Genomic DNA, 23,320 nt, shown 5'->3' on the forward strand with positions numbered 1-23,320 from the left:
TCCTGGTATGGCGCCGCCCCCACCTTCAGTCAGGAGAGACCGGTGTCAGACGTCCGTGTGATCATCCAACGCGATTCCGAGCGGGAAGAACGCGTGGTGACGACGGGCACTACGGCCGCCGACCTCTTCGCGGGCGAGCGCTCGATCATCGCCGCGCGCGTGGCCGGCGAGCTGAAGGACCTCGCGTACGAGGTGTCCGACGGCGACGAGGTCGAGGCCGTCGAGATCTCCTCCGACGACGGCCTGAACATCCTGCGCCACTCCACCGCGCACGTCATGGCCCAGGCCGTCCAGGAGCTGTTCCCCGACGCCAAGCTGGGTATCGGCCCGCCCGTCAAGGACGGCTTCTACTACGACTTCGACGTCGAGAAGCCGTTCACGCCCGAGGATCTCAAGGCCATCGAGAAGAAGATGCAGGAGATCCAGAAGCGCGGGCAGAAGTTCGCCCGCCGCGTGGTGACCGACGAGTCCGCCCGCGAGGAACTGGCGAACGAGCCCTACAAGCTGGAGCTGATCGGTCTCAAGGGCTCGGCGTCGCACGACGACGGCGCGGACGTCGAGGTCGGCGCCGGCGAGCTGACCATCTACGACAACCTCGACGCCAAGACCGGCGAGCTGTGCTGGAAGGACCTCTGCCGCGGTCCGCACCTGCCCTCCACCCGGCTGATCCCGGCGTTCAAGCTGATGCGCAACGCCGCCGCCTACTGGCGCGGCAGCGAGAAGAACCCGATGCTGCAGCGCATCTACGGCACCGCCTGGCCGTCCAAGGACGAGCTGAAGGCGTACCTCGACTTCCTCGCCGAGGCCGAGAAGCGCGACCACCGCAAGCTCGGCAACGAGCTCGACCTGTTCTCCATCCCGGAGCAGATCGGCTCCGGCCTCGCCGTCTTCCACCCCAAGGGCGGCATCGTCCGCCGGGTGATGGAGGACTACTCGCGCCGCCGGCACGAGGAGGAGGGCTACGAGTTCGTCTACACCCCGCACGCGACGAAGGGGAAGCTCTTCGAGACGTCCGGGCACCTGGACTGGTACGCCGAGGGCATGTACCCGCCCATGCAGCTCGACGAGGGCGTGGACTACTACCTCAAGCCCATGAACTGCCCGATGCACAACCTGATCTTCGACGCGCGCGGCCGCTCGTACCGTGAACTGCCGCTGCGCCTGTTCGAGTTCGGAACCGTGTACCGGTACGAGAAGTCGGGCGTCGTGCACGGCCTCACCCGTGCCCGCGGCTTCACCCAGGACGACGCGCACATCTACTGCACCCGTGAGCAGATGTCGGAGGAGCTGGACAAGACGCTCACCTTCGTCCTCGGCCTGCTGCGCGACTACGGCCTGACCGACTTCTACCTGGAGCTGTCCACCAAGGACCCGGAGAAGTTCGTCGGCTCGGACGAGGTCTGGGAGGAGGCGACCGAGACGCTGCGCCAGGTCGCCGAGAAGCAGGGCCTGCCCCTGGTGCCCGACCCGGGCGGCGCCGCCTTCTACGGCCCGAAGATCTCGGTCCAGGCGAAGGACGCCATCGGGCGCACCTGGCAGATGTCGACCATCCAGCTCGACTTCAACCTGCCCGAGCGCTTCGACCTGGAGTACACCGGCCCGGACGGCTCCAAGCAGCGCCCGGTCATGATCCACCGCGCGCTGTTCGGCTCCATCGAGCGCTTCTTCGCCGTCCTGCTGGAGCACTACGCGGGCGCCTTCCCGGCCTGGCTCGCCCCGGTCCAGGCGATCGGCATCCCGATCGGCGACGGGCACGTGGAGTACCTGGAGAAGTTCGCCGCCGCGGCCCGGAGGAAGGGACTGCGCGTCGAGGTGGACTCCTCCTCGGACCGCATGCAGAAGAAGATCCGCAACGCCCAGAAGCAGAAGGTGCCCTTCATGGTCATCGCGGGCGACGAGGACATGTCGAACGGCTCGGTGTCCTTCCGCTACCGCGACGGCTCCCAGGAGAACGGCATCCCGTTCGACGAGGCCATCGCCAAGATCGCGACGGTCGTGGAGGAGCGGGCCCAGGTCTGAACCGCCTGTGCCCGAGGGCCCCCGGGATCACCGTCCCGGGGGCCCTTCCCTGTCTCCCTCGCGGGAGAAGGTCTGCATCAGCCAGGACGAGAACGAACCCGTCACCGCGCCGAGCAGGCCGAGCCCGCACGCCATCATCCCCGTGGCGATCACCCGGCCGAGGGTGGTGACCGGGGTGACGTCGCCGTAGCCGACCGTGCTGAGGGTCGAGGCGGCCCACCACACGGCGTCCCCGAACGTCCGCATGGTGGCACCCGGCGCCCCGCGCTCCTGCTGGTAGGCCGCGAGGGCGCCGGAGAAACCGAGCAGCAGGGTGGACAGGCTCGCGTAGGCGATCACGCGTGCGTACAGGGACAGCCGGGGGTCCCCCTGCCGACGCTGCACGACGTCGTACAGCGGGACGATCCGCAGGGGGCGCAGCAGCGGCAGGACGACCACCAGCGTGTGCAGCAAGTGTGTCGTGACGAACCGCAGGAAGCGCTGCCCGCCGAGCCGCCAGCGCACCAGGTAGTCGACGGCGAACACCAGCCACAGCGCGAGCATCGAGGCCAGGCACAGGCCCCGCCAGCCGGACGACAGGTTCACGGCCAGGACACGGGTGGCATAGGCGGCCGTGAAGACCAGCGACGCCACGAAGAGGGGGATCTCGGTGCGCTGCTCCCAGCGAGCCGCGGGGCTGTCGACGTCCACCGGCCCAGCTTGGCCGGTGGGGGCCGGCCCGGAGCCCCGGCGACACGCCGCGAACGGGCGAAGCCATATGCTGCCTAGCATGACGACTGAGCCGGAGCAGCAGATCGGAGTGGGGACGCAGGACGCGTTCCAGCGCCTGTGGACGCCCCACCGGATGGCCTACATCCAGGGCGAGAACAAGCCGACCGGTCCGGGGGCCGAGGACGGCTGTCCCTTCTGCTCGATCCCGGCCAAGTCCGACGAGGACGGCCTGGTCGTCCGCCGCGGCGAGCACGTGTACGCCGTTCTGAACCTCTACCCCTACAACGGCGGGCACCTGATGACCGTGCCGTACCGGCACGTGGCCGACTACACCGACCTGACCGGGCCGGAGACCGCCGAGCTGGCCGAGCTGACCAAGCAGGCGATGACCGCCCTGCGCACCGCGTCCGGCGCGCACGGCTTCAACATCGGCATGAACCAGGGCACGGTGGCCGGTGCCGGCATCGCCGCCCACCTGCACCAGCACATCGTCCCGCGCTGGGGCGGCGACACGAACTTCATGCCGGTGGTCGGCCACACCAAGGTGCTGCCGCAGCTGCTGGCGGACACCCGCAAGATGCTGGCGGAGTCCTGGCCGACGGCCTGACGGGGCACCGGGCCGGTACCGCCGGCCCCGTCCGGCGCTCGAGGACGCGGCCCGTCCAGGGCCGGAGCGGGGCTCCGGGGGCGCCGGCCCCCGGACCCACCGCCACCGATCCGGCACCGGTCCCACCGCCCCCGCCGAACCGCCGGGGGCTCACGCCTCGTACAGGTCCGCCTTCCGCGGCGTCGGGTCCTGGACGTTGCCGCTGAGGAACGTGGAGCGGGCCCCGAACTTCTCCGTGTCCACGCCGTTCTCCTCCAGCACCTTGATCGCCGCCGAGTGGACCACCCGGAGCACCGGCGTGGCCGCGCGCAGCGCGTCGTCGGCCATGAAGCGGTGCCGCCACGGCTGGTCGGCCCAGGCGTGCCGCAGACCGAACGGCTCGGGCAGGACGAGCGAACCGCCCAGCCACTTCAGCAGCGGCGGGTACCAGGTCAGCGGGGCACGCGCGGCCAGCCGTACCACCTCGTCGGTGCCGACCAGCGGGAGCTTGACGGTCCGGGTCTCCCAGGGCTTGAGGGACTTGGACACCTCCTTGGTCGGCGCCTCCGGCTTCGTGGTGAACAGCGAGTTCACCGGCCCCAGCGCGTGCCCGGTGACCTCGATGCGCAGCGTCTGGTGCAGCACGGTCACCGTGATCAGCATGGTGATCACCAGCTGGCCGTCCCACAGCGTCCACTGCACGCCCAGGTAGTGCCGGTCACCGCTGCCGAACTGCTGCTTGTTGCAGATGTCCTGTATGGCGTGCGGCTTGACCTGGAAGGCCTCGACGTCGGTGCCCTCCGGCCGGGCCACCGCCGTGGCCTTCTCGCCGATCGGCGTGACGATCCAGTGCCGTATCGACGGCTTCGGGAAACCGCCGGTGTTCAGCGGGCCGCGCTCCAGCAGGGTCAGCTGGTCGTGGATCGCCCGGACCACGTCCCAGCTGCGGAAGGGGTGGATCTCCCGGCCGGGGTCGGCGGGCACCAGGTCCTCGGCGAGCTGCCAGGCGCCCCAGCGGGTGCCCATGCCGAGTATGCCCTTGGGACCGGCGTAGAAGACCGCGTTGGACTGCTGCTCGGCGGTCAGCCGGGCCAGCGACTGGCGCAGCTCCTCCGCGGCGGTCTGGCCCGGGCCGCGAGGCACGGCCTCCGGGACCTTGGCGCCGACGCTGGTGCCGGAGAGCAGGCCGTCCCAGCGGGCCCTCAGGTCCCGGGCGCTGCTCTCGCAGATCCGCCTGGCCCAGAACCAGCCCAGCACGGGCGCGACGACGGCCGCACGGGCGTACCACGCCCAGAAGCCGCCGAACGGCATCTTGACCAGGAACAGCGCGGCGAGGAGGCCGACGCCGAGGAGCAGGGCGGTGGCCAGCGGCCCGGCGCGTTTGTCGTCGCGCTTCGCGACGAACATGCGCAGCTGGAAGACGAGCAGCCAGACGATCAGCCCGGGCAGGAACAGCAGACCGCACACGACCGTGACAGCCGTCAGACGGTTGTCGCGTTCACGGCGGATGTTGTTGGCCGCGAGACAGTGCTCCACGACGAACTGGGGCTCGGAGCCGAACGACTGGATGAGCGGCGCGCGGCCGGGGGCGAGCACCCGGTCGGCCACGGCCCGAGCGAAGGACTCACCGAGATTCGGCCGGAAAAGCTTGATCCTGCCGGCCTTGACGGTCGACTGGTGCCACTCGTTGTCCGCCTTCTTGATCTCCTCGACCGGGCTGTCCCGGTACGCCGCCGAGGCCAGCGCGGAAGTCGCCGCCTGCTGCCCGTCGCCCGCGACGGGCACCTGGGGCCCGTCCCACTCCGTTCCCAACGACATTCCCGCCCCCATCACCGCCGGCGTCGCTCCTGCGGCCTTCCCGACTTCCCTGCCCCGCACACCTGTTGAACCGGTCGTCAGGCCGGGACCGCACCATTACCGGACGGCTGCGGCACCGCCTGATCAGGTGATCAGCGTATCCGCCACCACCGGCGACGCGCGGGCGGACGGCCGAAGCCACCCGCCCGTGCGATGCCGGACCGCCGGGAACTACGCGCCGTCCCCGGCCTGTTCGCGAATCCGTTCGGCGATCTGCGGCGGCATCGGCTCGTGCCGGGCGTAGGACCGGTCGAAGCGCGCCGTGCCGTGCGACAGCGAGCGCAGGTCGACGGCGTACCGGCCGATCTCGAACTCCGGCACCTCCGCCCGGATCAACGTCCGTCCGGAGCCCACCTGTTCGGTGCCGAGCAGCCGTCCGCGCCGGCTCGACAGATCGCTCATCACGGGACCCACGTACTCGTCGTTGACCAGCACGGTCACCTCGGCCACCGGCTCCAGCAGATGGATCTTCGCGTCGGCGGCGGCCTCCCGCAGCGCGAGCGCGCCGGCCGTCTGGAAGGCGGCGTCGGAGGAGTCCACCGAGTGCGCCTTGCCGTCCAGCAGCGTCACCCGGACGTCGATGAGCGGGTACCCGGCGGCGACGCCCTTGGCGGCCTGTGCCCGTACGCCCTTCTCGACGGACGGGATGAACTGCCGCGGCACCGCGCCGCCGACCACCTTGTCCACGAACTCGATGCCCGAGCCGCCCGGCAGCGGCTCCACCTCGATCTCGCAGATCGCGTACTGCCCGTGCCCGCCGGACTGCTTCACGTGCCGGCCGCGCCCGGCGGCCCTGTTCGCGAACGTCTCCCGCAGCGAGACCTTGTGCGGCACGACGTCGACCTGGACGCCGTAGCGGCTGCGCAGCCGTTCCAGGGCCACGTCCGCGTGGGCCTCGCCCAGGCACCACAGGACCACCTGGTGGGTGTCCTGGTTCTGCTCCAGGCGCATCGTCGGGTCCTCGGCGACCAGCCGGGACAGGCCCTGGGAGAGTTTGTCCTCGTCGGCCTTGCTGTGCGCCTGGATGGCGATCGGCAGCAGCGGGTCGGGCATCCGCCAGGGCTCCATCAGGAGCGGATCCTCCTTGGCGGAGAGCGTGTCGCCCGTCTCGGCACGGCTCAGCTTGGCCACGCACACGAGGTCGCCCGCGACGGCGTGCGTCACCGGGCGCTGCTGTTTGCCGAAGGGCATCGACAGGGCGCCGATCTTCTCGTCGACGTCGTGGTCCTCGTGGCCGCGGTCGGCCAGGCCGTGCCCCGAGACGTGCACGATCCGGTCGGGGCGCAGGGTGCCGCAGAAGACGCGGACCAGGGAGACACGGCCGACGTAGGGGTCGGAGGACGTCCTGACGACCTCGGCGACCAGCGGGCCGTCCGTGTCGCAGGGCTTCAGCTCGCGTGGCTCGCCGTCGACGGTGGTGACGCCGGGCAGGGGGTGCTCGAGCGGGGTCGGGAACCCGCGGGTGACCAGCTCCAGCAGCTCGACGGTGCCGAGCCCCTGCCGCGCGCCCTCGGCCGCGGGCGCGGCGGCCAGGACGGGGAAGAAGGTGCCGCGCGCGACGGCCCGCTCCAGGTCCTCGATCAGCGTCTTGACGTCGACCTGCTCGCCGCCCAGATAGCGGTCCATGAGGGTCTCGTCCTCGCTCTCCGCGATGATCCCCTCGATGAGCCGGTTGCGGGCCTCCTCGATGTCCGGGAGCTGGTCCTCGCCCGGCTCGGACTCCTTGCGCTCGCCGGTCGAGTAGTCGAAGAGCTTGCGTGACAGCAGCCCGACCAGGCCGGTCACGGGCGCGTGCCCGTCGGGGCCCTCGGGGCCGCGCAGCGGCAGGTACAGGGGCAGGACGGCGTCCGGGTCGTCGCCGCCGAAGGCCTGCGCGCACATCCGGGTCGTCTCCTCGAAGTCGGCGCGCGCGGCCTCGAGGTGCGTGATCACGATCGCGCGGGGCATGCCGACGGCCGCGCACTCCTCCCACACCATCCGGGTCGAGCCGTCCACCCCGTCCGAGGCCGAGACGACGAAGAGGGCCGCGTCCGCGGCGCGCAGACCGGCCCTGAGCTCCCCGACGAAGTCGGCGTACCCGGGGGTGTCGAGGAGGTTGACCTTGATGCCGTCCCAGGGGACCGGCACCAGGGAGAGCTGTACGGAGCGTTGCTGACGGTGCTCGATGTCGTCGTAGTCGGAGACGGTGCCGCCGTCCTCGACGCGGCCCGCCCGGTTCACCGCCCCGGCGGTCAGCGCGAGGGCCTCCACCAGGGTCGTCTTGCCCGATCCGCTGTGGCCGACCAGCACCACGTTCCGTACGGACGTGGGACGGTCGGCCGCCAGAGCCCTGCCGGCGGCTCCGGGGTGTGTCTGTGTCTTGTCGCCCATGATTTTGCCTCCCGTGCACGGTGAGGTCACTGTGGGCGCGGACACGCGGGACCCGCGTGCACTGGCGGCTCCGGCGACGCCCGCGGTTATTCGAGCTTTCCACTCCCGTCATGCCGCGTCCATACGAAGGACCCCGGACAGGTTCGCGAACGGGAGTGCGAACGGCACCGCGAGCGGGGCCGCGGACGGGCCCGGACCCCGGGTACCGGTGCCCGCCCGTCACGCGCACCCGCGCGTGGCTACGATGGGCCAGCCGGAGGTCACCAGGGCCGCGGCGACACCGACCCTCGGGAAGGCCATGCTGAACAAGTACGCGCGTGCTTTCTTCACGCGTGTTCTCACGCCGTTCGCCGCGTTTCTCATCCGCCGGGGCGTCAGCCCCGACGCGGTCACGCTCATCGGCACGGCCGGTGTCGTCGCGGGCGCGCTGGTCTTCTACCCCATGGGCGAGTTCTTCTGGGGCACGGTCGTGATCACGCTGTTCGTCTTCTCCGACCTGGTCGACGGCAACATGGCCCGGCAGCTGGGCCGCTCCAGCCGCTGGGGCGCCTTCCTCGACTCCACCCTCGACCGGGTCGCCGACGGCGCCATCTTCGGCGGCTTCGCGCTCTGGTACGCGGGCAACGGCGACGACAACGTCCTGTGCGCCGTCTCGATCTTCTGCCTGGCCAGCGGCCAGGTCGTGTCGTACACCAAGGCGCGCGGCGAGTCGATCGGCCTGCCGGTGGCCGTCAACGGGCTCGTCGAGCGCGCCGAGCGGCTGGTGATCTCGCTGGTGGCGGCCGGCTTCGCGGGCCTGCACAAGTTCGGCGTGCCGGGCATCCAGTGGCTGCTGCCCGTCGCCCTGTGGATCGTCGCCGTCGGCAGCCTCGTCACGCTGATCCAGCGGGTCGTCACCGTCCGCCGCGAGTCCGCCGAGGCGGAGGCGGTGGCCGCTCGGGAGGACGCGTCCCGGGGGAGCGAGGCGGCGAAGTGAGCACCGCCGACCGGCTCACCGACGCGCTGTACGGGCTCGGCTGGAGCACCGTCAAGAGACTTCCCGAGCCCGCCGCGGTCCGCCTCGGGCGGACCATCGCCGACCTCGCCTGGAAGCAGCGAGGCAAGGGTGTGCTGCGGCTGGAGTCGAACTACGCGCGCGTGGTCCCCGGCGCCACGGCCGAGCGCCTCGCCGAGCTCTCGCGCGCGGGCATGCGCTCGTACCTGCGCTACTGGATGGAGTCCTTCCGGCTGCCGGCCTGGAGCGCCGAGCGCGTCAGAGCCGGCTTCGAGCCGAAGGACCTCCACCACCTGACCGACGGCCTCGCCTCCGGCCGTGGCGTCGTCCTCGCCCTGCCCCACCTGGCCAACTGGGACCTGGCAGGCGCCTGGGTCACCACCGCGCTGGAGACACCGTTCACCACGGTCGCCGAGCGGCTGAGGCCCGAGACGCTCTACGACCGCTTCGTCGCCTACCGCGAGGGCCTCGGCATGGAGGTCCTGCCGCACAGCGGCGGCTCCGCCTTCGGCACGCTGGCCCGCAGGCTGCGCGACGGCGGCCTGGTCTGCCTGGTCGCCGACCGCGACCTGTCCGCCTCAGGCGTCGAGGTCGACTTCTTCGGCGACCGGGCCCGGATGCCCGCCGGACCGGCCCTGCTCGCGCAGCAGACGGGCGCCCTGCTGCTGCCCGTCACCCTCTGGTACGACGACTCGCCGGTCATGAAGGGCCGGGTGCATCCCCCGATCGAGGTACCGCGGTCAGGTACGCGGACCGAGAAGACGTCCGTCATGACACAGGCACTGGCCGACGCCTTCGCCACCGGGATCGCCGATCACCCGGAGGACTGGCACATGCTCCAGCGTCTGTGGCTGGCCGACCTCGACCCCGGAAAGGGACCCGCGTGAGAATCGGGATCGTCTGCCCGTACTCCTGGGACGTGCCCGGTGGCGTCCAGTTCCACATCCGTGACCTCGCCGAGTACTTCATCCGGCTCGGCCACGAGGTGTCCGTCCTCGCCCCCGCCGACGACGACACGCCCCTGCCGCCGTACGTCGTCTCGGCCGGCCGCGCGGTCCCGGTGCCCTACAACGGCTCGGTGGCCCGCCTGAACTTCGGTTTCCTGTCCGCCGCGCGGGTACGGCGCTGGCTGCACGAGGGCAAGTTCGACGTGGTCCACATCCACGAGCCGACGTCTCCCTCGCTCGGCCTGCTGACCTGCTGGGCGGCGCAGGGACCCATCGTCGCCACCTTCCACACCTCCAACCCGCGGTCGCGCGCGATGATCGCCGCGTACTCGATCCTGCAGGCCGCGCTGGAGAAGATCAGCGCGCGGATCGCGGTCAGCGAGTACGCGCGCCGCACCCTGGTCGAGCACCTGGGCGGCGACGCGGTGGTCATCCCCAACGGCGTCGACGTGGACTTCTTCGGCAAGGCCGAGCCCAAGCCCGAATGGCAGGGCGACACGATCGGCTTCATGGGCCGGATCGACGAGCCCCGCAAGGGCCTGCCGGTGCTGATGCGGGCGCTGCCGGCGATCCTGGCCGCCCGCCCCCACGCCCGCCTGCTGGTCGCCGGACGCGGCGACGAGGAGGCGGCCGTCGCGGACCTGCCCGCCGGACTGCGCTCCCGCGTGGAGTTCCTCGGCATGATCAGCGACGAGGACAAGGCCCGCTTCCTGCGCAGCGTGGACCTGTACGTCGCCCCCAACACCGGCGGCGAGAGCTTCGGCATCATCCTGGTCGAGGCGATGTCGGCGGGGGCCCCCGTCCTCGCCTCCGACCTGGACGCCTTCGTGCAGGTCCTCGACCAGGGCGGGGCGGGGGAGCTCTTCGCCAACGAGGACGCGGACGCGCTCGCCGCGGCGGCCGTGCGCCTGCTCGGGAACCCGGCACGGCTGGCCGAGCTGCGCGAGCGGGGCAGCGCCCACGTGCGGCGGTTCGACTGGTCGACGGTCGGCGCGGACATCCTGTCCGTCTACGAGACGGTGACGGCCGGAGCGGCGGCCGTCGCGGCGGACGAGCGGACGAGCGGACTGCGGGCCCGGTTCGGGCTGGCCCGGGACTGAGCCCGGGGACGACCCGGCCCGGCGGCACGGGCAAGGGGTCCCGATAGCCTTCCGCCGTGACCGCAACCCTCATCTGGATCCTCGTCGCGCTCGTCGCGATCGGCGTGTACCTGAGCTGGACGGCCGGGCGGCTGGACCGGCTGCACGTGCGCATGGACGCCGCCCGGGCCGCGCTCGACGCCCAGCTGCTGCGCCGGGCCTCGGTGGCACAGGAACTGGCGACCTCGGGCGTGCTGGACCCGGCCGCCTCCATCGTGCTGTACGAGGCCGCCCACGCGGCCCGGCAGGCCGAGGAGGAGCAGCGCGAGGTCGCCGAGAGCGAACTGAGCCAGGCCCTGCGCGCGGTCTTCGCGGACACGGCGCAGGTGGAGGCCCTGCGGGAGGCGCCGGGCGGTGAGGACGCGGCCCATGAGCTGGCCGAGGCCGTCCGCCGGGTCCCGATGGCCCGCCGCTTCCACAACGACGCCGTCGGGGCCGCCCGCCGGCTTCGTGAGCACCGCAAGGTCCGCTGGTTCCGGCTGGCCGGTCACGCCCCGTTCCCGCTGGCCGTCGAGATGGACGACGAGCCGCCCGCGGCCCTGGTGGAGCGCGCCTCCTGACCGGCCCCGGGCCCTGCCCGGGCCCGGCGCGGAGCCGGCGCGGAGCCGAAAAGGATCCACCGGCTTGCCATTGGCCCTTGCTGTGGCCTGGTCCACTCGCGTTTCCTCACGGGTGCAGAACGTCTCTTTCACATCAGTGAGGTCACCCGTGTCCACCACCGACAACCAGGCTCCCGAGACCGGCACCGCCCGCGTGAAGCGCGGTATGGCCGAGCAGCTCAAGGGCGGCGTGATCATGGACGTCGTCACGCCGGAGCAGGCGAAGATCGCCGAGGACGCGGGCGCCGTCGCCGTCATGGCCCTGGAGCGGGTCCCCGCCGACATCCGCAAGGACGGCGGCGTGGCCCGCATGTCCGACCCGGACATGATCGAGGGCATCATCGACGCCGTCTCGATCCCGGTCATGGCCAAGTCCCGGATCGGCCACTTCGTCGAGGCCCAGGTGCTGCAGTCCCTCGGCGTCGACTACATCGACGAGTCCGAGGTCCTCACCCCGGCCGACGAGGTCAACCACTCCGACAAGTGGGCCTTCACCACGCCGTTCGTGTGCGGCGCCACCAACCTGGGCGAGGCCCTGCGCCGCATCGCCGAGGGCGCCGCGATGATCCGCTCCAAGGGGGAGGCCGGCACCGGCAACGTCGTCGAGGCCGTCCGCCACCTGCGCCAGATCAAGAACGAGATCGCCAAGCTGCGCGGCTTCGACAACCACGAGCTGTACGCGGCCGCCAAGGAGCTGCGCGCCCCCTACGAGCTGGTCAAGGAGGTCGCCGAGCTGGGCAAGCTCCCGGTGGTCCTCTTCTCCGCCGGCGGCGTGGCCACCCCGGCGGACGCCGCCCTGATGCGCCAGCTCGGCGCCGAGGGCGTCTTCGTCGGCTCCGGCATCTTCAAGTCCGGCGACCCGGCCAAGCGCGCCGCCGCCATCGTGAAGGCCACCACCTTCTACGACGACCCGAAGATCATCGCGGACGCCTCCCGCAACCTCGGCGAGGCCATGGTCGGCATCAACTGCGACACCCTGCCCGAGACCGAGCGCTACGCCAACCGCGGCTGGTAAGGCGACGGACCGCATGAACACCCCCGTCATAGGCGTCCTGGCCCTGCAGGGCGACGTACGGGAGCACCTCATCGCCCTGGCCGCGGCCGACGCCGTGGCCAGGCCGGTACGGCGCCCCGAGGAACTCGCCGAGGTGGACGCCCTCGTCCTGCCCGGCGGCGAGTCCACCACCATCTCCAAGCTGGCCGTCCTCTTCGGAGTGATGGAGCCCCTCCGCGCGCGCGTGCGCGACGGCATGCCCGTCTACGGCACCTGCGCCGGCATGATCATGCTGGCCGACAAGATCCTCGACCCGCGCTCGGGCCAGGAGACCATCGGCGGCATCGACATGATCGTGCGCCGCAACGCCTTCGGGCGCCAGAACGAGTCGTTCGAGGCCGCGGTCGACGTACGGGGCGTCGCGGGCGATCCTGTGGAGGGCGTCTTCATCCGCGCTCCCTGGGTGGAGTCCGTGGGTGCCGGGGCCGAGGTGCTCGCCGAGCACGAGGGCCACATCGTCGCCGTCCGCCAGGGCAACGCGCTCGCCACGTCGTTCCACCCGGAACTGACCGGCGACCACCGCGTGCACTCCCTGTTCGTCGACATGGTGCGCGCCTACCGGACACCGGAGTCCTTGTAGGATCTCTGGAGTTCGTTGCAGAGATGGGTTACGCGAAGGAGACAGGCAGATGTCCGGCCACTCTAAATGGGCCACGACGAAGCACAAGAAGGCCGTGATCGACGCCAAGCGCGGCAAGCTCTTCGCGAAGCTGATCAAGAACATCGAGGTCGCGGCGCGCATGGGCGGCGTGGACCTCGACGGCAACCCGACCCTCTACGACGCCGTCCAGAAGGCCAAGAAGCAGTCGGTCCCCAACAAGAACATCGACTCCGCGATCAAGCGCGGTGGCGGTCTCGAGGCAGGTGGCGCCGACTACGAGACGATCATGTACGAGGGTTACGGCCCGAACGGTGTCGCGGTGCTCATCGAGTGCCTCACCGACAACCGCAACCGCGCCGCCTCCGACGTGCGCGTCGCCATGACCCGCAACGGCGGCAACATGGCCGACCCGGGCTCGGTGTCGTACATGTTCAGCCGCAAGGGCGTCGTCATCGTCCCCAAGGGCGAGCTGGCCGAGGACGACGTCCTCGGCGCCGTCCTGGACGCGGGTGCCGAGGAGGTCAACGACCTGGGCGAGACCTTCGAGGTCATCAGCGAGGCCACCGACCTGGTCGCGGTCCGCACCGCCCTGCAGGAGGCCGGGATCGACTACGACTCCGCCGAGTCCAGCTTCGTGCCGTCCGTCCAGGTCGAGCTGGACGAGGAGGGCGCCAAGAAGATCTTCAAGCTCATCGACGCGCTCGAGGACAGCGACGACGTGCAGAACGTCTTCGCCAACTTCGACGTGAGCGACGAGATCATGGAGAAGGTCGACGCGTAACGCTGCCGCGGACCGAGCGGCTCGGCGGGCCGGTGGAACACGTCCACCGGCCCGCCGCCGTTGTCAGTGGCGGCGGTTAGCCTGTCGACAGTCGTGGATCACCGCGAACTGCCGGTCGCAGCGGAGAGGGGAGGGCCTGTGCGTGTACTGGGGGTGGACCCCGGCCTGACCCGGTGCGGTGTCGGCGTCGTCGAGGGGGTGGCGGGGCGCCCGCTGACCATGGTCGGTGTCGGCGTCGTCCGGACGCCGACGGACGCCGAGCTGGGACACCGCCTCGTCGCCATCGAGCAGGGCATCGAGACGTGGCTGGACGAACACCGGCCCGAGTACGTCGCCGTGGAGCGGGTGTTCAGCCAGCACAACGTCCGTACCGTGATGGGCACCGCCCAGGCCAGCGCGGTCGCCATGCTGTGCGCCGCGCGCCGGGGCATACCCGTCGCCCTGCACACACCCAGCGAGGTCAAGGCCGCCGTCACCGGCAGCGGACGCGCCGACAAGGCGCAGGTCGGCGCCATGGTCACGCGCCTGCTCCGGCTGGCCGCGCCGCCCAGGCCGGCCGACGCCGCCGACGCCCTCGCACTCGCCATCTGCCACATCTGGCGCGCCCCCGCGCAGAACCGACTCCAGCAGGCCGTCGCCCTGCACACCTCGAAAGGCCGTACGGGATGATCGCCTTCGTGAGCGGACCGGTCGCCGCCCTCGCCCCCGACTCCGCGGTGGTCGAGGTGGGCGGCATCGGCATCGCCGTCCAGTGCACCCCGAACACCCTGTCCGGACTGCGGACGGGCCGGCCGGCCAGACTGGCCACCTCCCTGGTCGTCCGTGAGGACTCCCTGACGCTGTACGGCTTCGCCGACGACGACGAGCGCCAGGTCTTCGAACTGCTCCAGACCGCCAGCGGCGTCGGGCCGAGGCTCGCCCAGGCGATGCTCGCGGTGCACACGCCGGACGCGCTGCGCCGGGCCGTCGCCACCGGGGACGAGAAGGCCCTCACCGCCGTGCCCGGCATCGGCAAGAAGGGCGCCCAGAAACTCCTGCTGGAGCTGAAGGACCGGCTCGGCGAGCCGACCGGCGCCCCCGCGGTGGGCGCCCCCGTCAGCCAGGGCTGGCGCGACCAGCTGCACGCGGCCCTCATCGGCCTCGGCTACGCCACCCGGGAGGCCGACGAGGCCGTGACCGCCGTGGCGCCCCGGGCCGAGGCCGCCGGCGGCACCCCGCAGGTCGGACAGCTGCTGAAGGCCGCCCTGCAGACCCTGAACCGAGCCCGCTGACCTGCTCCACCCCGCTAGGAGACCTTCGTGAACTGGGACGACGCGAACGACACCCCCGCCTCCGAGCGGCTCGTCGGTGCGTCCGCCGACCGGGAGGACCAGGCCGTCGAGGCCGCCCTGCGGCCCAAGGACCTCGGCGAGTTCATCGGCCAGGAGAAGGTCCGCGAACAGCTCGACCTCGTCCTGCGCGCCGCACGCGCGCGCGGCGCCACCGCCGACCACGTGCTGCTCTCCGGGGCCCCCGGCCTGGGCAAGACCACCCTGTCGATGATCATCGCGGCCGAGATGGGCGCCCCCATCCGCATCACCTCCGGCCCCGCCATCCAGCACGCCGGCGACCTCGCCGCGATCCTCTCCTCCCTCCAGGAGGGCGAGGTCCTCTTCCTCGACGAGATCCACCGCATGTCCCGGCCCGCCGAGGAGATGCTGTACATGGCGATGGAGGACTTCCGCGTCGACGTCATCGTCGGCAAGGGCCCCGGCGCCACCGCCATCCCCCTGGAGCTGCCCCCGTTCACCCTGGTCGGCGCCACCACGCGCGCGGGCCTGCTGCCGCCCCCGCTGCGCGACCGCTTCGGCTTCACCGCGCACATGGAGTTCTACGAGCCGCACGAGCTGGAGCGCGTCGTGCACCGCTCGGCGAGCCTGCTGGACGTCGGGATCGAGCCGGACGGCGCCGCCGAGATCGCCGGCCGCTCCCGCGGCACGCCCCGCATCGCCAACCGCCTGCTGCGCCGCGTGCGCGACTACGCGCAGGTCAAGGCGGACGGCCTCATCACCCGGGACATCGCCGCGGCGGCCCTGGCCGTGTACGAGGTCGACGCGCGCGGCCTCGACCGGCTCGACCGCGCCGTGCTCCAGGCCCTGCTGAAGCTGTTCGGCGGCGGCCCGGTCGGCCTGTCCACCCTCGCCGTGGCGGTGGGGGAGGAGCGGGAGACCGTCGAGGAGGTCGCCGAACCCTTCCTGGTCAGAGAGGGGCTGCTGGCCCGTACCCCGCGCGGCCGGGTCGCCACTCCCGCCGCCTGGGCGCACCTGGAACTCACCCCGCCGCACGCGGCCGCCGGCGGCGCCGCGGGAAACGGACAACAGGATCTGTTCGGGGCGTAGGGGCTGTCTCGTCGATCAGGCCGGGCTCCCGGCCTGATCGACGAGACACCCCCTGGAGGCCACGTCGTCACCCCGTGACGGCGAGGGCATTGGCCGGAGCAGGAACCCAGGTGCCATGCTGAGCGTTGTTCCATGCGCGCGGACTCGCTTAGACTCCGCCGATGCCGCCCTTGCGGGTGGCGCCGACCCACACCCCCATCCAGAAGGCCGCTCTCCGTCGCGGTCGCGCGAAGGAAACCCCGTCCCGTGAATGCCTTTACCCTTCTCCCCTTCATCGTGCTCATCGCGGCCATGTTCCTGATGACGCGCTCGGCCAAGAAGAAGCAGCAGCAGGCCGCCCAGATGCGGAACGAGCTGCAGCCCGGCTCCGGTGTCCGCACGATCGGGGGCATGTACGCGACGGTCAAGGAGGTCAACGAGGACACCGTCCTCCTCGACGCCGGCCCGGGCGTCGACCTCCTTTTCGCCAAGAACGCGATCGGTGCCGTGCTCAGCGACGACGAGTACAACCGCATCGTGCACGGCATCGAGCACGACCTGAAGTCCGACACCGACATCGTCCCGGACGACGCCTCCTCCCTCACCGAGACCGACGAAGCCGACGGGCCTGCCGCCGCTGCCGCCTCCGACGACAAGATCGACCTCGGTAAGAAGGACGCCGCCGAGGACGGCGCCGACGCTGCCGAGCCCGCCGAGGCCAAGACGGAGGACGAGCCGAAGAAGACCGACGGCGACTCCGGCACGAAGTAGTCACGCCCCGGGGAGCGCGGCGTCGTCGTTGCGACGGCCGCGCACCCCGGGCGCGTCTGTTTCCCGCAGGGGAGCCCGACACCATGTCATGGCCGACCGCGCCGATCGCGCGCGGGGCGGCCCGAGAGGGAGTACGAGAAGGTGGCAGCACCTAAGAGGGGCCGGAACGCGAGCGCCCAGAGCAAGCCAGGGCGCTCGCTGGCCCTCATCCTGATCGCCATCGTGGCGCTCACCGGAGGGATGTTCGCCTCCGGCAACACCACTCCGCGTCTCGGCATCGACCTGGCCGGTGGTACGAGCATCACGCTCAAGGCGAAGGCCGACCAGGGGTCCGCGATCAACAAGGCCAACATGGACACCGCGGTCGACATCATGAACCGCCGGGTCAACGGCCTCGGCGTCTCCGAGGCGGAGGTGCAGACCCAGGGGCGCGACAACATCATCGTCAACATCCCCAAGGGCACCAACTCCAAGGAGGCCCAGCAGCAGGTCGGCACCACCGCCAAGCTGTACTTCCGCCCGGTCCTGGCCAGCGAGCCCTCCGGCGCCGCCGCGTCCAGCCCCTCGCCGGGCGCGTCCTCCGGCGGCAGCTCCTCGCCGAAGCCGGGCTCCAGCCCGTCTTCGACCGGCTCCGCCAAGCCGAAGGCGACCTCGTCGGGCTCCGGGACCCCCTCGGCCACGGCGACCACCCAGGGCCGCGCCGTCACCGACGCGCTCAAGGCCGACTCGACCCCCTCGCCGAGCGGCTCCGCGTCCGGCAGCGCCAAGCCGTCGGCCACCCCCTCGGCGTCCGCGAGCGGCGGCGGCAAGACCGGGCTCCAGGCCCAGTACGCGGTGCTGAACTGCGCCAAGCCCGCCGACCGTGCCAACGCCGGCAAGAACGCCAAGCCCGGTGACACCACCGTGGCCTGCGGCGAGAACAACGGCGTCTGGTACAAGTACCTGCTCGGCCCCGCCGCCGTGGACGGCACCGAGGTGAAGAAGGCGAAGGCCACCTTCGACACCCAGGGCGCCTCCGGCTGGCAGGTCCAGATGGACTTCACCAAGAGCGGCGCCGACAAGTTCGCGGACGTCACCGGAGAGCTGGCCAAGAAGCCGGAACCGCAGAACGAGTTCGGCATCGTCCTCGACGGCGAAGTCGTCTCCAGCCCGTACGTCCGTACGGCCATCACCGGCGGCAACGCGTACATCTCCGGCAGCTTCAAGCAGGAGGAGGCGCAGAACCTCGCCAACATGCTGTCGTACGGCGCCCTGCCGCTCACCTTCCAGGAGCAGTCCGTCACCACCGTCACCGCCGCGCTCGGCGGTGAGCAGCTGCACGCCGGTCTGCTCGCCGGCGCCATCGGTCTCGCGCTGGTCGTGATCTACCTGGTGGTCTACTACCGCGGTCTGTCGGTCGTCGCGATGGCCTCCCTGCTGGTCTCCGCGGCCCTCACCTACGTGATCATGTCGCTGCTCGGCCCGGCCATCGGCTTCGCGCTGAACCTGCCGGCCGTCTGCGGCGCCATCGTCGCCATCGGCATCACCGCGGACTCGTTCATCGTGTACTTCGAACGCATCCGGGACGAGATCCGGGAGGGCCGCTCGCTGCGCCCCGCCGTGGAGCGGGCCTGGCCTCGCGCCCGGCGCACCATCCTGGTCTCCGACTTCGTGTCGTTCCTCGCCGCCGCGGTGCTGTTCATCGTCACCGTCGGCAAGGTCCAGGGCTTCGCGTTCACGCTGGGCCTGACCACCCTGCTCGACGTCGTCGTCGTCTTCCTGTTCACCAAGCCGCTGATGACGCTCCTCGCGCGCCGCAAGTTCTTCGCCGACGGCCACAAGTGGTCCGGCCTCGACCCGGAGAGCCTGGGCGCGAAGCCGCCGCTGCGCCGCACCCGCCGTCCCGCCGGACCTGCCGCCGGCCCTGTCGACCCGAAGGAGGTCTGAGCGATGTCGAAACTCGGCAACCTCGGCGCCCGGCTGCACCGCGGCGAGATCTCGTACGACTTCGTCGGCAAGCGCAAGATCTGGTACGGCGTCTCGATCCTGATCACCATCACGGCCATCCTCGGGCTCGCCGTGCGCGGCCTGAACATGGGCATCGAGTTCCAGGGCGGCGCGGTCTTCACGACGCCCACGAACATGAGCACCTCGGTGGCCCAGGCGGAGAAGTACGCCGACGAGGCCTCCGGCCACGAGGCGATCGTGCAGAAGCTGGGCAACGGCAGTCTGCGCATCCAGATCGCCGGCATCGACACCGGCCAGTCCGACCGGATCAAGGATGAGCTGGCCAAGGACCTGAACCTCGACCCCGAGAAGCTCGCCGCCGACCTGGTCGGCCCGAGCTGGGGCGAGCAGATCGCCAACAAGGCCTGGGAGGGCCTGGCGATCTTCATGGTGCTCGTCGTGATCTACCTGGCGATCGCCTTCGAATGGCGCATGGCCGTCGCCGCCCTCGTCGCACTGATCCACGACATCACCATCACGACCGGTATCTACGCCCTGGTCGGCTTCGAGGTCACCCCCGGTACGGTCATCGGTCTGCTGACCATCCTCGGTTACTCGCTCTACGACACGGTCGTCGTCTTCGACAGCCTCAAGGAGCAGACGAAGGACATCACCAAGCAGACCCGCTTCACCTACAGCGACATCGCCAACCGGTCGATCAACGGCACCCTGGTCCGTTCGATCAACACCACGGTCGTCGCCCTGCTGCCGGTCGCCGGTCTGCTCTTCATCGGCGGCGGCTTCCTCGGTGCCGGCACGCTGAACGACATCTCGCTGTCGCTGTTCGTGGGTCTCGCCGCCGGCGCCTACTCGTCGATCTTCATCGCCACGCCGCTCGTCGCCGACCTCAAGGAGCGCGAGCCGGCGATGAAGGCCCTCAAGAAGCGGGTCCTCGCCAAGCGCGCCCAGGCCGCTTCGGGCGAGGGCGCCCCGGCCGGCCACGTCGCCGCCGGTGACGACTCCGACGACGCCGCTCCCGCCGTCGTGGGCCCGCGCAACCAGCCCGGCCCCCGCAGCCGGGGACGCGGCCGCCCCTCGGGGAAGCGCCGATGACCGGCATCGAGGAGCTGCTGCTCAGCCGCATCCGTGACGTGGCGGACTACCCGGAGCCCGGGGTGATGTTCAAGGACATCACCCCGCTGCTGGCGGACCCGGCGGCGTTCACGGCCCTGACCGGCACGCTGTCCGAGATCGCCGCCGGCACCGGCGCGACCAAGGTCGTCGGCCTGGAGGCCCGGGGCTTCATCCTCGGCGCCCCGGTCGCCGTCCGCGCGGGCCTCGGCTTCATCCCGGTCCGCAAGGCGGGCAAGCTGCCCGGCGCCACGCTGCGGCAGGCGTACGACCTCGAGTACGGCTCGGCAGAGATCGAGGTGCACGCCGAGGACCTGACGGCCGGCGACCGCGTCCTGATCGTGGACGACGTACTGGCCACGGGCGGCACCGCCGAAGCGGCGATCCACCTCATCCAGCGCGCCGGTGCGGAGGTCTCGGGCCTCGCGGTGCTGATGGAGCTGGGCTTCCTCGGCGGTCGCGCCCGCCTGGAACCGACCCTCGGCAGCGCTCCCCTGAAGGCACTCCTCCAGGTCTGAGCGCGCACACACACGACGGCCGCTCCCGGTGCCCGGCACCGGGAGCGGCCGTCGGCGTTCCGGCCGGAGGGCCGGGGCGCGACGGCCGGCGGCGACGTCGGCCGATGCCGGCGCACCGCGACGTCCACCCCCGGACACCCTCCGCACGCCCGCCCGGCATCCGGGATCCGCCTGCCGGAATCCCCCGGCGGCGTCCCGCGTTGCAGGTGGTGCACAGCGCTCCCGTCCGCCCGAGGGGGATGACCGGGCGCGGGATCGCTACGATGGGGTTTCCGGAGCCTGACCGGGGGACCCGGATCGCGCACGAGGAGTCCTCTTGCCAGACGAGGCCCAGCACCTGACCGCCGCCAAGCCCGAGTCCGCCTCGGCAGCCGCGGCCAAACCCGCGCCGAACGCGTCCCACGCGAAGAACGACACCCGCGGGCCGGTCGAGCACGCCCAGTCCGCGCCCGTCGAGAAGAGCGCCGAGGCCTCGCGTCCCAAGCCCCCGTCGACCGAGCGCCCGGCCCAGCCGCCCGTGGTGCGCCAGCCGCCGACCCCGCCGGCCCGCAGCGGTTCCTCCAACCGCGTCCGCGCCCGCCTCGCCCGCCTCGGCGTCCAGCGCGCCAACCCCTACAACCCGGTCCTGGAGCCGTTGCTGCGCATAGTCCGCAGCAACGACCCGAAGATCGAGAACTCCACGCTCCGCCAGATCGAGCGCGCCTACCAGGTCGCCGAGCGCTGGCACCGCGGTCAGAAGCGCAAGAGCGGCGACCCGTACATCACGCACCCGCTCGCCGTCACCACCATCCTCGCCGAGCTGGGCATGGACCCGGCCACCCTGATGGCGGGACTGCTGCACGACACCGTCGAGGACACCGAGTACGGCCTGGAGGACCTGCGCCGCGACTTCGGCGACGTGGTCGCCCTGCTCGTCGACGGCGTGACCAAGCTGGACAAGGTCAAGTTCGGCGAGGCCGCGCAGGCCGAGACCGTGCGCAAGATGGTCGTCGCCATGGCCAAGGACCCCCGCGTCCTGGTCATCAAGCTCGCCGACCGCCTCCACAACATGCGCACCATGCGCTACCTCAAGCGCGAGAAGCAGGAGAAGAAGGCGCGCGAGACGCTGGAGATCTACGCCCCGCTGGCGCACCGGCTGGGCATGAACACCATCAAGTGGGAACTGGAGGACCTCGCCTTCGCGATCCTCTACCCCAAGATGTACGACGAGATCGTGCGGCTGGTGGCCGAGCGGGCCCCCAAGCGGGACGAGTACCTGGCCATAGTGACCGACGAGGTCCAGGCCGACCTGCGCGCCGCCCGCATCAAGGCGACCGTCACCGGCCGCCCGAAGCACTACTACAGCGTCTACCAGAAGATGATCGTCCGCGGCCGTGACTTCGCGGAGATCTACGACCTGGTGGGGATCCGCGTCCTCGTCGACACGGTCCGCGACTGCTACGCCGCCCTCGGCACGGTGCACGCGCGATGGAACCCGGTCCCCGGCCGGTTCAAGGACTACATCGCGATGCCCAAGTTCAACATGTACCAGTCGCTGCACACGACGGTCATCGGGCCCAACGGCAAGCCGGTCGAGCTGCAGATCCGCACCTTCGACATGCACCGCCGCGCCGAGTACGGCATCGCCGCGCACTGGAAGTACAAGCAGGAGGCCGTCGCCGGCGCCTCCAAGGTCCGCACGGACGTCCCCAAGGCGTCCGGCAAGGACAAGGACGCCATCAACGACATGGCGTGGCTGCGGCAGCTGCTCGACTGGCAGAAGGAGACCGAGGACCCCGGCGAGTTCCTGGAGTCCCTGCGCTTCGACCTCTCCCGCAACGAGGTCTTCGTCTTCACGCCCAAGGGCGACGTCATAGCGCTGCCGGCCGGAGCCACCCCCGTGGACTTCGCGTACGCCGTGCACACCGAGGTCGGCCACCGCACCATAGGAGCCCGGGTCAACGGCCGGCTCGTACCGCTCGAGTCCACGCTGGACAACGGCGACCTGGTGGAGGTCTTCACCTCCAAGGCGTCCGGCGCCGGCCCCTCCCGCGACTGGCTCGGGTTCGTCAAGTCGCCGCGGGCGCGCAACAAGATCCGCGCCTGGTTCTCCAAGGAGCGCCGCGACGAGGCGATCGAGCACGGCAAGGACGCCATCGTGCGGGCCATGCGCAAGCAGAACCTGCCGATCCAGCGGATCCTCACCGGCGACTCCCTCGTCACCCTCGCCCACGAGATGCGCTACTCGGACATCTCCGCGCTGTACGCGGCGATCGGCGAGGGCCACGTCTCGGCGCAGAACATCGTGCAGAAGCTCGTCCAGGCCCTCGGCGGCGAGGAGGCCGCGACCGAGGAGATCGACGAGGCGGTCCCGCCGTCCCGTACCCGCGGGCGCAAGCGCCGCTCCAGCGCGGACCCCGGCGTCGTGGTCAAGGGCGTCGACGACGTGTGGGTCAAGCTGGCCCGCTGCTGCACGCCCGTACCCGGCGACCCGATCATCGGCTTCGTCACCCGGGGAAGCGGCGTGTCGGTCCACCGCAGCGACTGCCTCAACGTCGACTCGCTGTCCCGCGAGCCCGAGCGCATCCTCGAGGTCGAGTGGGCGCCCACCCAGTCCTCGGTCTTCCTGGTCGCCATCCAGGTCGAGGCGCTGGACCGCTCCCGGCTGCTGTCGGACGTCACCCGCGTCCTGTCCGACCAGCACGTCAACATCCTGTCGGCGGCCGTCCAGACCTCCCGCGACCGCGTGGCCACCTCCCGGTTCACCTTCGAGATGGGCGACCCCAAGCACCTCGGCCACGTCCTGAAGGCCGTACGCGGCGTCGAGGGCGTCTACGACGTCTACCGCGTGACATCGGGACGCAGCCGGTCGTAACCACGGCCCCGCGGGCCGCCCATGGACCTGTGCAGGCCCGCGCGGACCACCCCGGAACACGGGAAAGGGCCCCGTACGCTCGTACGAGGCCCTTTCACGCTGTCG

General features: G+C 71.3%; 20 protein-coding genes. 17 read left to right on the plus strand and 3 right to left on the minus strand.

Features of this window, described 5'->3' with window-relative positions:
* Positions 1-42 precede the first annotated feature (42 nt).
* Positions 43-2,019, plus strand: coding sequence for a threonine--tRNA ligase (gene thrS / locus IE177_RS14525; protein ID WP_190015732.1), 1,977 nt, complete (start codon positions 43-45; stop codon positions 2,017-2,019).
* Positions 2,020-2,046: 27 nt separating this feature from the next.
* Here thrS and IE177_RS14530 read toward each other — a convergent pair whose 3' ends face one another.
* On the minus strand, positions 2,047-2,709 hold the full coding sequence (locus IE177_RS14530; RefSeq protein WP_190015733.1) for a potassium channel family protein: 663 nt from the start codon (positions 2,707-2,709) through the stop codon (positions 2,047-2,049).
* Positions 2,710-2,776: 67 nt separating this feature from the next.
* On the opposite strand from IE177_RS14530, the gene IE177_RS14535 reads away from it, so the two are divergent.
* Positions 2,777-3,337 (plus strand): HIT family protein, encoded by a 561-nt coding sequence (locus IE177_RS14535; protein ID WP_190015734.1) that lies wholly within the window; start codon positions 2,777-2,779, stop codon positions 3,335-3,337.
* 150 nt (positions 3,338-3,487) lie between these two features.
* On the opposite strand, the gene IE177_RS14540 is transcribed toward IE177_RS14535, so the two are convergent.
* Together IE177_RS14540 and IE177_RS14545 are read right to left on the minus strand one after the other, a co-directional pair.
* Positions 3,488-5,134, minus strand: a complete 1,647-nt coding sequence (locus IE177_RS14540) for an AbeC-like domain-containing protein (RefSeq protein ID WP_190015735.1) — start codon at positions 5,132-5,134, stop codon at positions 3,488-3,490.
* 210 nt (positions 5,135-5,344) lie between these two features.
* Positions 5,345-7,543, minus strand: a complete 2,199-nt coding sequence (locus IE177_RS14545; protein ID WP_190015736.1) for an elongation factor G-like protein EF-G2 — start codon at positions 7,541-7,543, stop codon at positions 5,345-5,347.
* A 244-nt stretch (positions 7,544-7,787) separates the two neighbouring features.
* On the opposite strand from IE177_RS14545, the gene pgsA reads away from it, so the two are divergent.
* The 15 genes from pgsA (at position 7,788) to relA (ending at position 23,215) form a co-directional block, all read left to right on the plus strand.
* Positions 7,788-8,519, plus strand: coding sequence for a phosphatidylinositol phosphate synthase (gene pgsA, locus IE177_RS14550; protein ID WP_190015862.1), 732 nt, complete (start codon positions 7,788-7,790; stop codon positions 8,517-8,519).
* Positions 8,516-9,424: a phosphatidylinositol mannoside acyltransferase gene (locus tag IE177_RS14555; protein ID WP_190015737.1), complete on the plus strand. Its 909-nt coding sequence runs from the start codon at positions 8,516-8,518 to the stop codon at positions 9,422-9,424. Before pgsA ends, IE177_RS14555 begins: the two co-directional genes overlap by 4 nt.
* A complete protein-coding gene (locus IE177_RS14560; protein WP_190015738.1) occupies positions 9,421-10,584 on the plus strand; it encodes a glycosyltransferase family 4 protein in 1,164 nt (387 codons plus the stop codon). The genes IE177_RS14555 and IE177_RS14560 overlap by 4 nt, the downstream gene beginning before the upstream one ends.
* 56 nt (positions 10,585-10,640) lie before the next feature.
* Positions 10,641-11,183, plus strand: coding sequence for a LemA family protein (locus IE177_RS14565; RefSeq protein ID WP_190015739.1), 543 nt, complete (start codon positions 10,641-10,643; stop codon positions 11,181-11,183).
* Positions 11,184-11,331: 148 nt separating this feature from the next.
* Positions 11,332-12,237 carry a pyridoxal 5'-phosphate synthase lyase subunit PdxS gene (gene pdxS, locus IE177_RS14570; protein WP_190015740.1) on the plus strand — a complete coding sequence of 302 codons (906 nt, stop codon included), beginning with the start codon at positions 11,332-11,334 and terminating at the stop codon, positions 12,235-12,237.
* Positions 12,238-12,250: 13 nt separating this feature from the next.
* Positions 12,251-12,856 carry a pyridoxal 5'-phosphate synthase glutaminase subunit PdxT gene (pdxT, locus tag IE177_RS14575; protein WP_190015741.1) on the plus strand — a complete coding sequence of 202 codons (606 nt, stop codon included), beginning with the start codon at positions 12,251-12,253 and terminating at the stop codon, positions 12,854-12,856.
* Positions 12,857-12,905: 49 nt separating this feature from the next.
* On the plus strand, positions 12,906-13,658 hold the full coding sequence (locus IE177_RS14580; RefSeq protein WP_190015742.1) for a YebC/PmpR family DNA-binding transcriptional regulator: 753 nt from the start codon (positions 12,906-12,908) through the stop codon (positions 13,656-13,658).
* A 138-nt stretch (positions 13,659-13,796) separates the two neighbouring features.
* Positions 13,797-14,327: a crossover junction endodeoxyribonuclease RuvC gene (ruvC, locus tag IE177_RS14585; RefSeq protein ID WP_190015743.1), complete on the plus strand. Its 531-nt coding sequence runs from the start codon at positions 13,797-13,799 to the stop codon at positions 14,325-14,327.
* Positions 14,324-14,929, plus strand: a complete 606-nt coding sequence (gene ruvA, locus IE177_RS14590) for a Holliday junction branch migration protein RuvA (RefSeq protein ID WP_190015744.1) — start codon at positions 14,324-14,326, stop codon at positions 14,927-14,929. Before ruvC ends, ruvA begins: the two co-directional genes overlap by 4 nt.
* Positions 14,930-14,956: 27 nt before the next feature.
* Positions 14,957-16,036 carry a Holliday junction branch migration DNA helicase RuvB gene (ruvB, locus tag IE177_RS14595; RefSeq protein WP_190015745.1) on the plus strand — a complete coding sequence of 360 codons (1,080 nt, stop codon included), beginning with the start codon at positions 14,957-14,959 and terminating at the stop codon, positions 16,034-16,036.
* A 246-nt stretch (positions 16,037-16,282) separates the two neighbouring features.
* Positions 16,283-16,786 (plus strand): preprotein translocase subunit YajC, encoded by a 504-nt coding sequence (yajC, locus tag IE177_RS14600; RefSeq protein ID WP_190015746.1) that lies wholly within the window; start codon positions 16,283-16,285, stop codon positions 16,784-16,786.
* 141 nt (positions 16,787-16,927) lie between these two features.
* A complete protein-coding gene (gene secD, locus IE177_RS14605; protein ID WP_190015747.1) occupies positions 16,928-18,712 on the plus strand; it encodes a protein translocase subunit SecD in 1,785 nt (594 codons plus the stop codon).
* A gap of 3 nt (positions 18,713-18,715) precedes the next feature.
* Complete coding sequence (secF, locus tag IE177_RS14610; RefSeq protein WP_190015748.1) at positions 18,716-19,825, plus strand: protein translocase subunit SecF; 1,110 nt, start codon at positions 18,716-18,718, stop codon at positions 19,823-19,825.
* The gene (locus IE177_RS14615) at positions 19,822-20,361 is read left to right on the plus strand and encodes an adenine phosphoribosyltransferase (protein ID WP_190015749.1); all 540 of its coding nucleotides are present in this window, start codon (positions 19,822-19,824) and stop codon (positions 20,359-20,361) included. The genes secF and IE177_RS14615 overlap by 4 nt, the downstream gene beginning before the upstream one ends.
* Positions 20,362-20,677: 316 nt before the next feature.
* Complete coding sequence (gene relA, locus IE177_RS14620) at positions 20,678-23,215, plus strand: GTP pyrophosphokinase (protein ID WP_190015750.1); 2,538 nt, start codon at positions 20,678-20,680, stop codon at positions 23,213-23,215.
* Positions 23,216-23,320 lie beyond the last annotated feature (105 nt).

It is taken from the genome of Streptomyces lucensis JCM 4490, from assembly GCF_014650035.1.
GTDB lineage: Bacteria > Actinomycetota > Actinomycetes > Streptomycetales > Streptomycetaceae > Streptomyces > Streptomyces lucensis.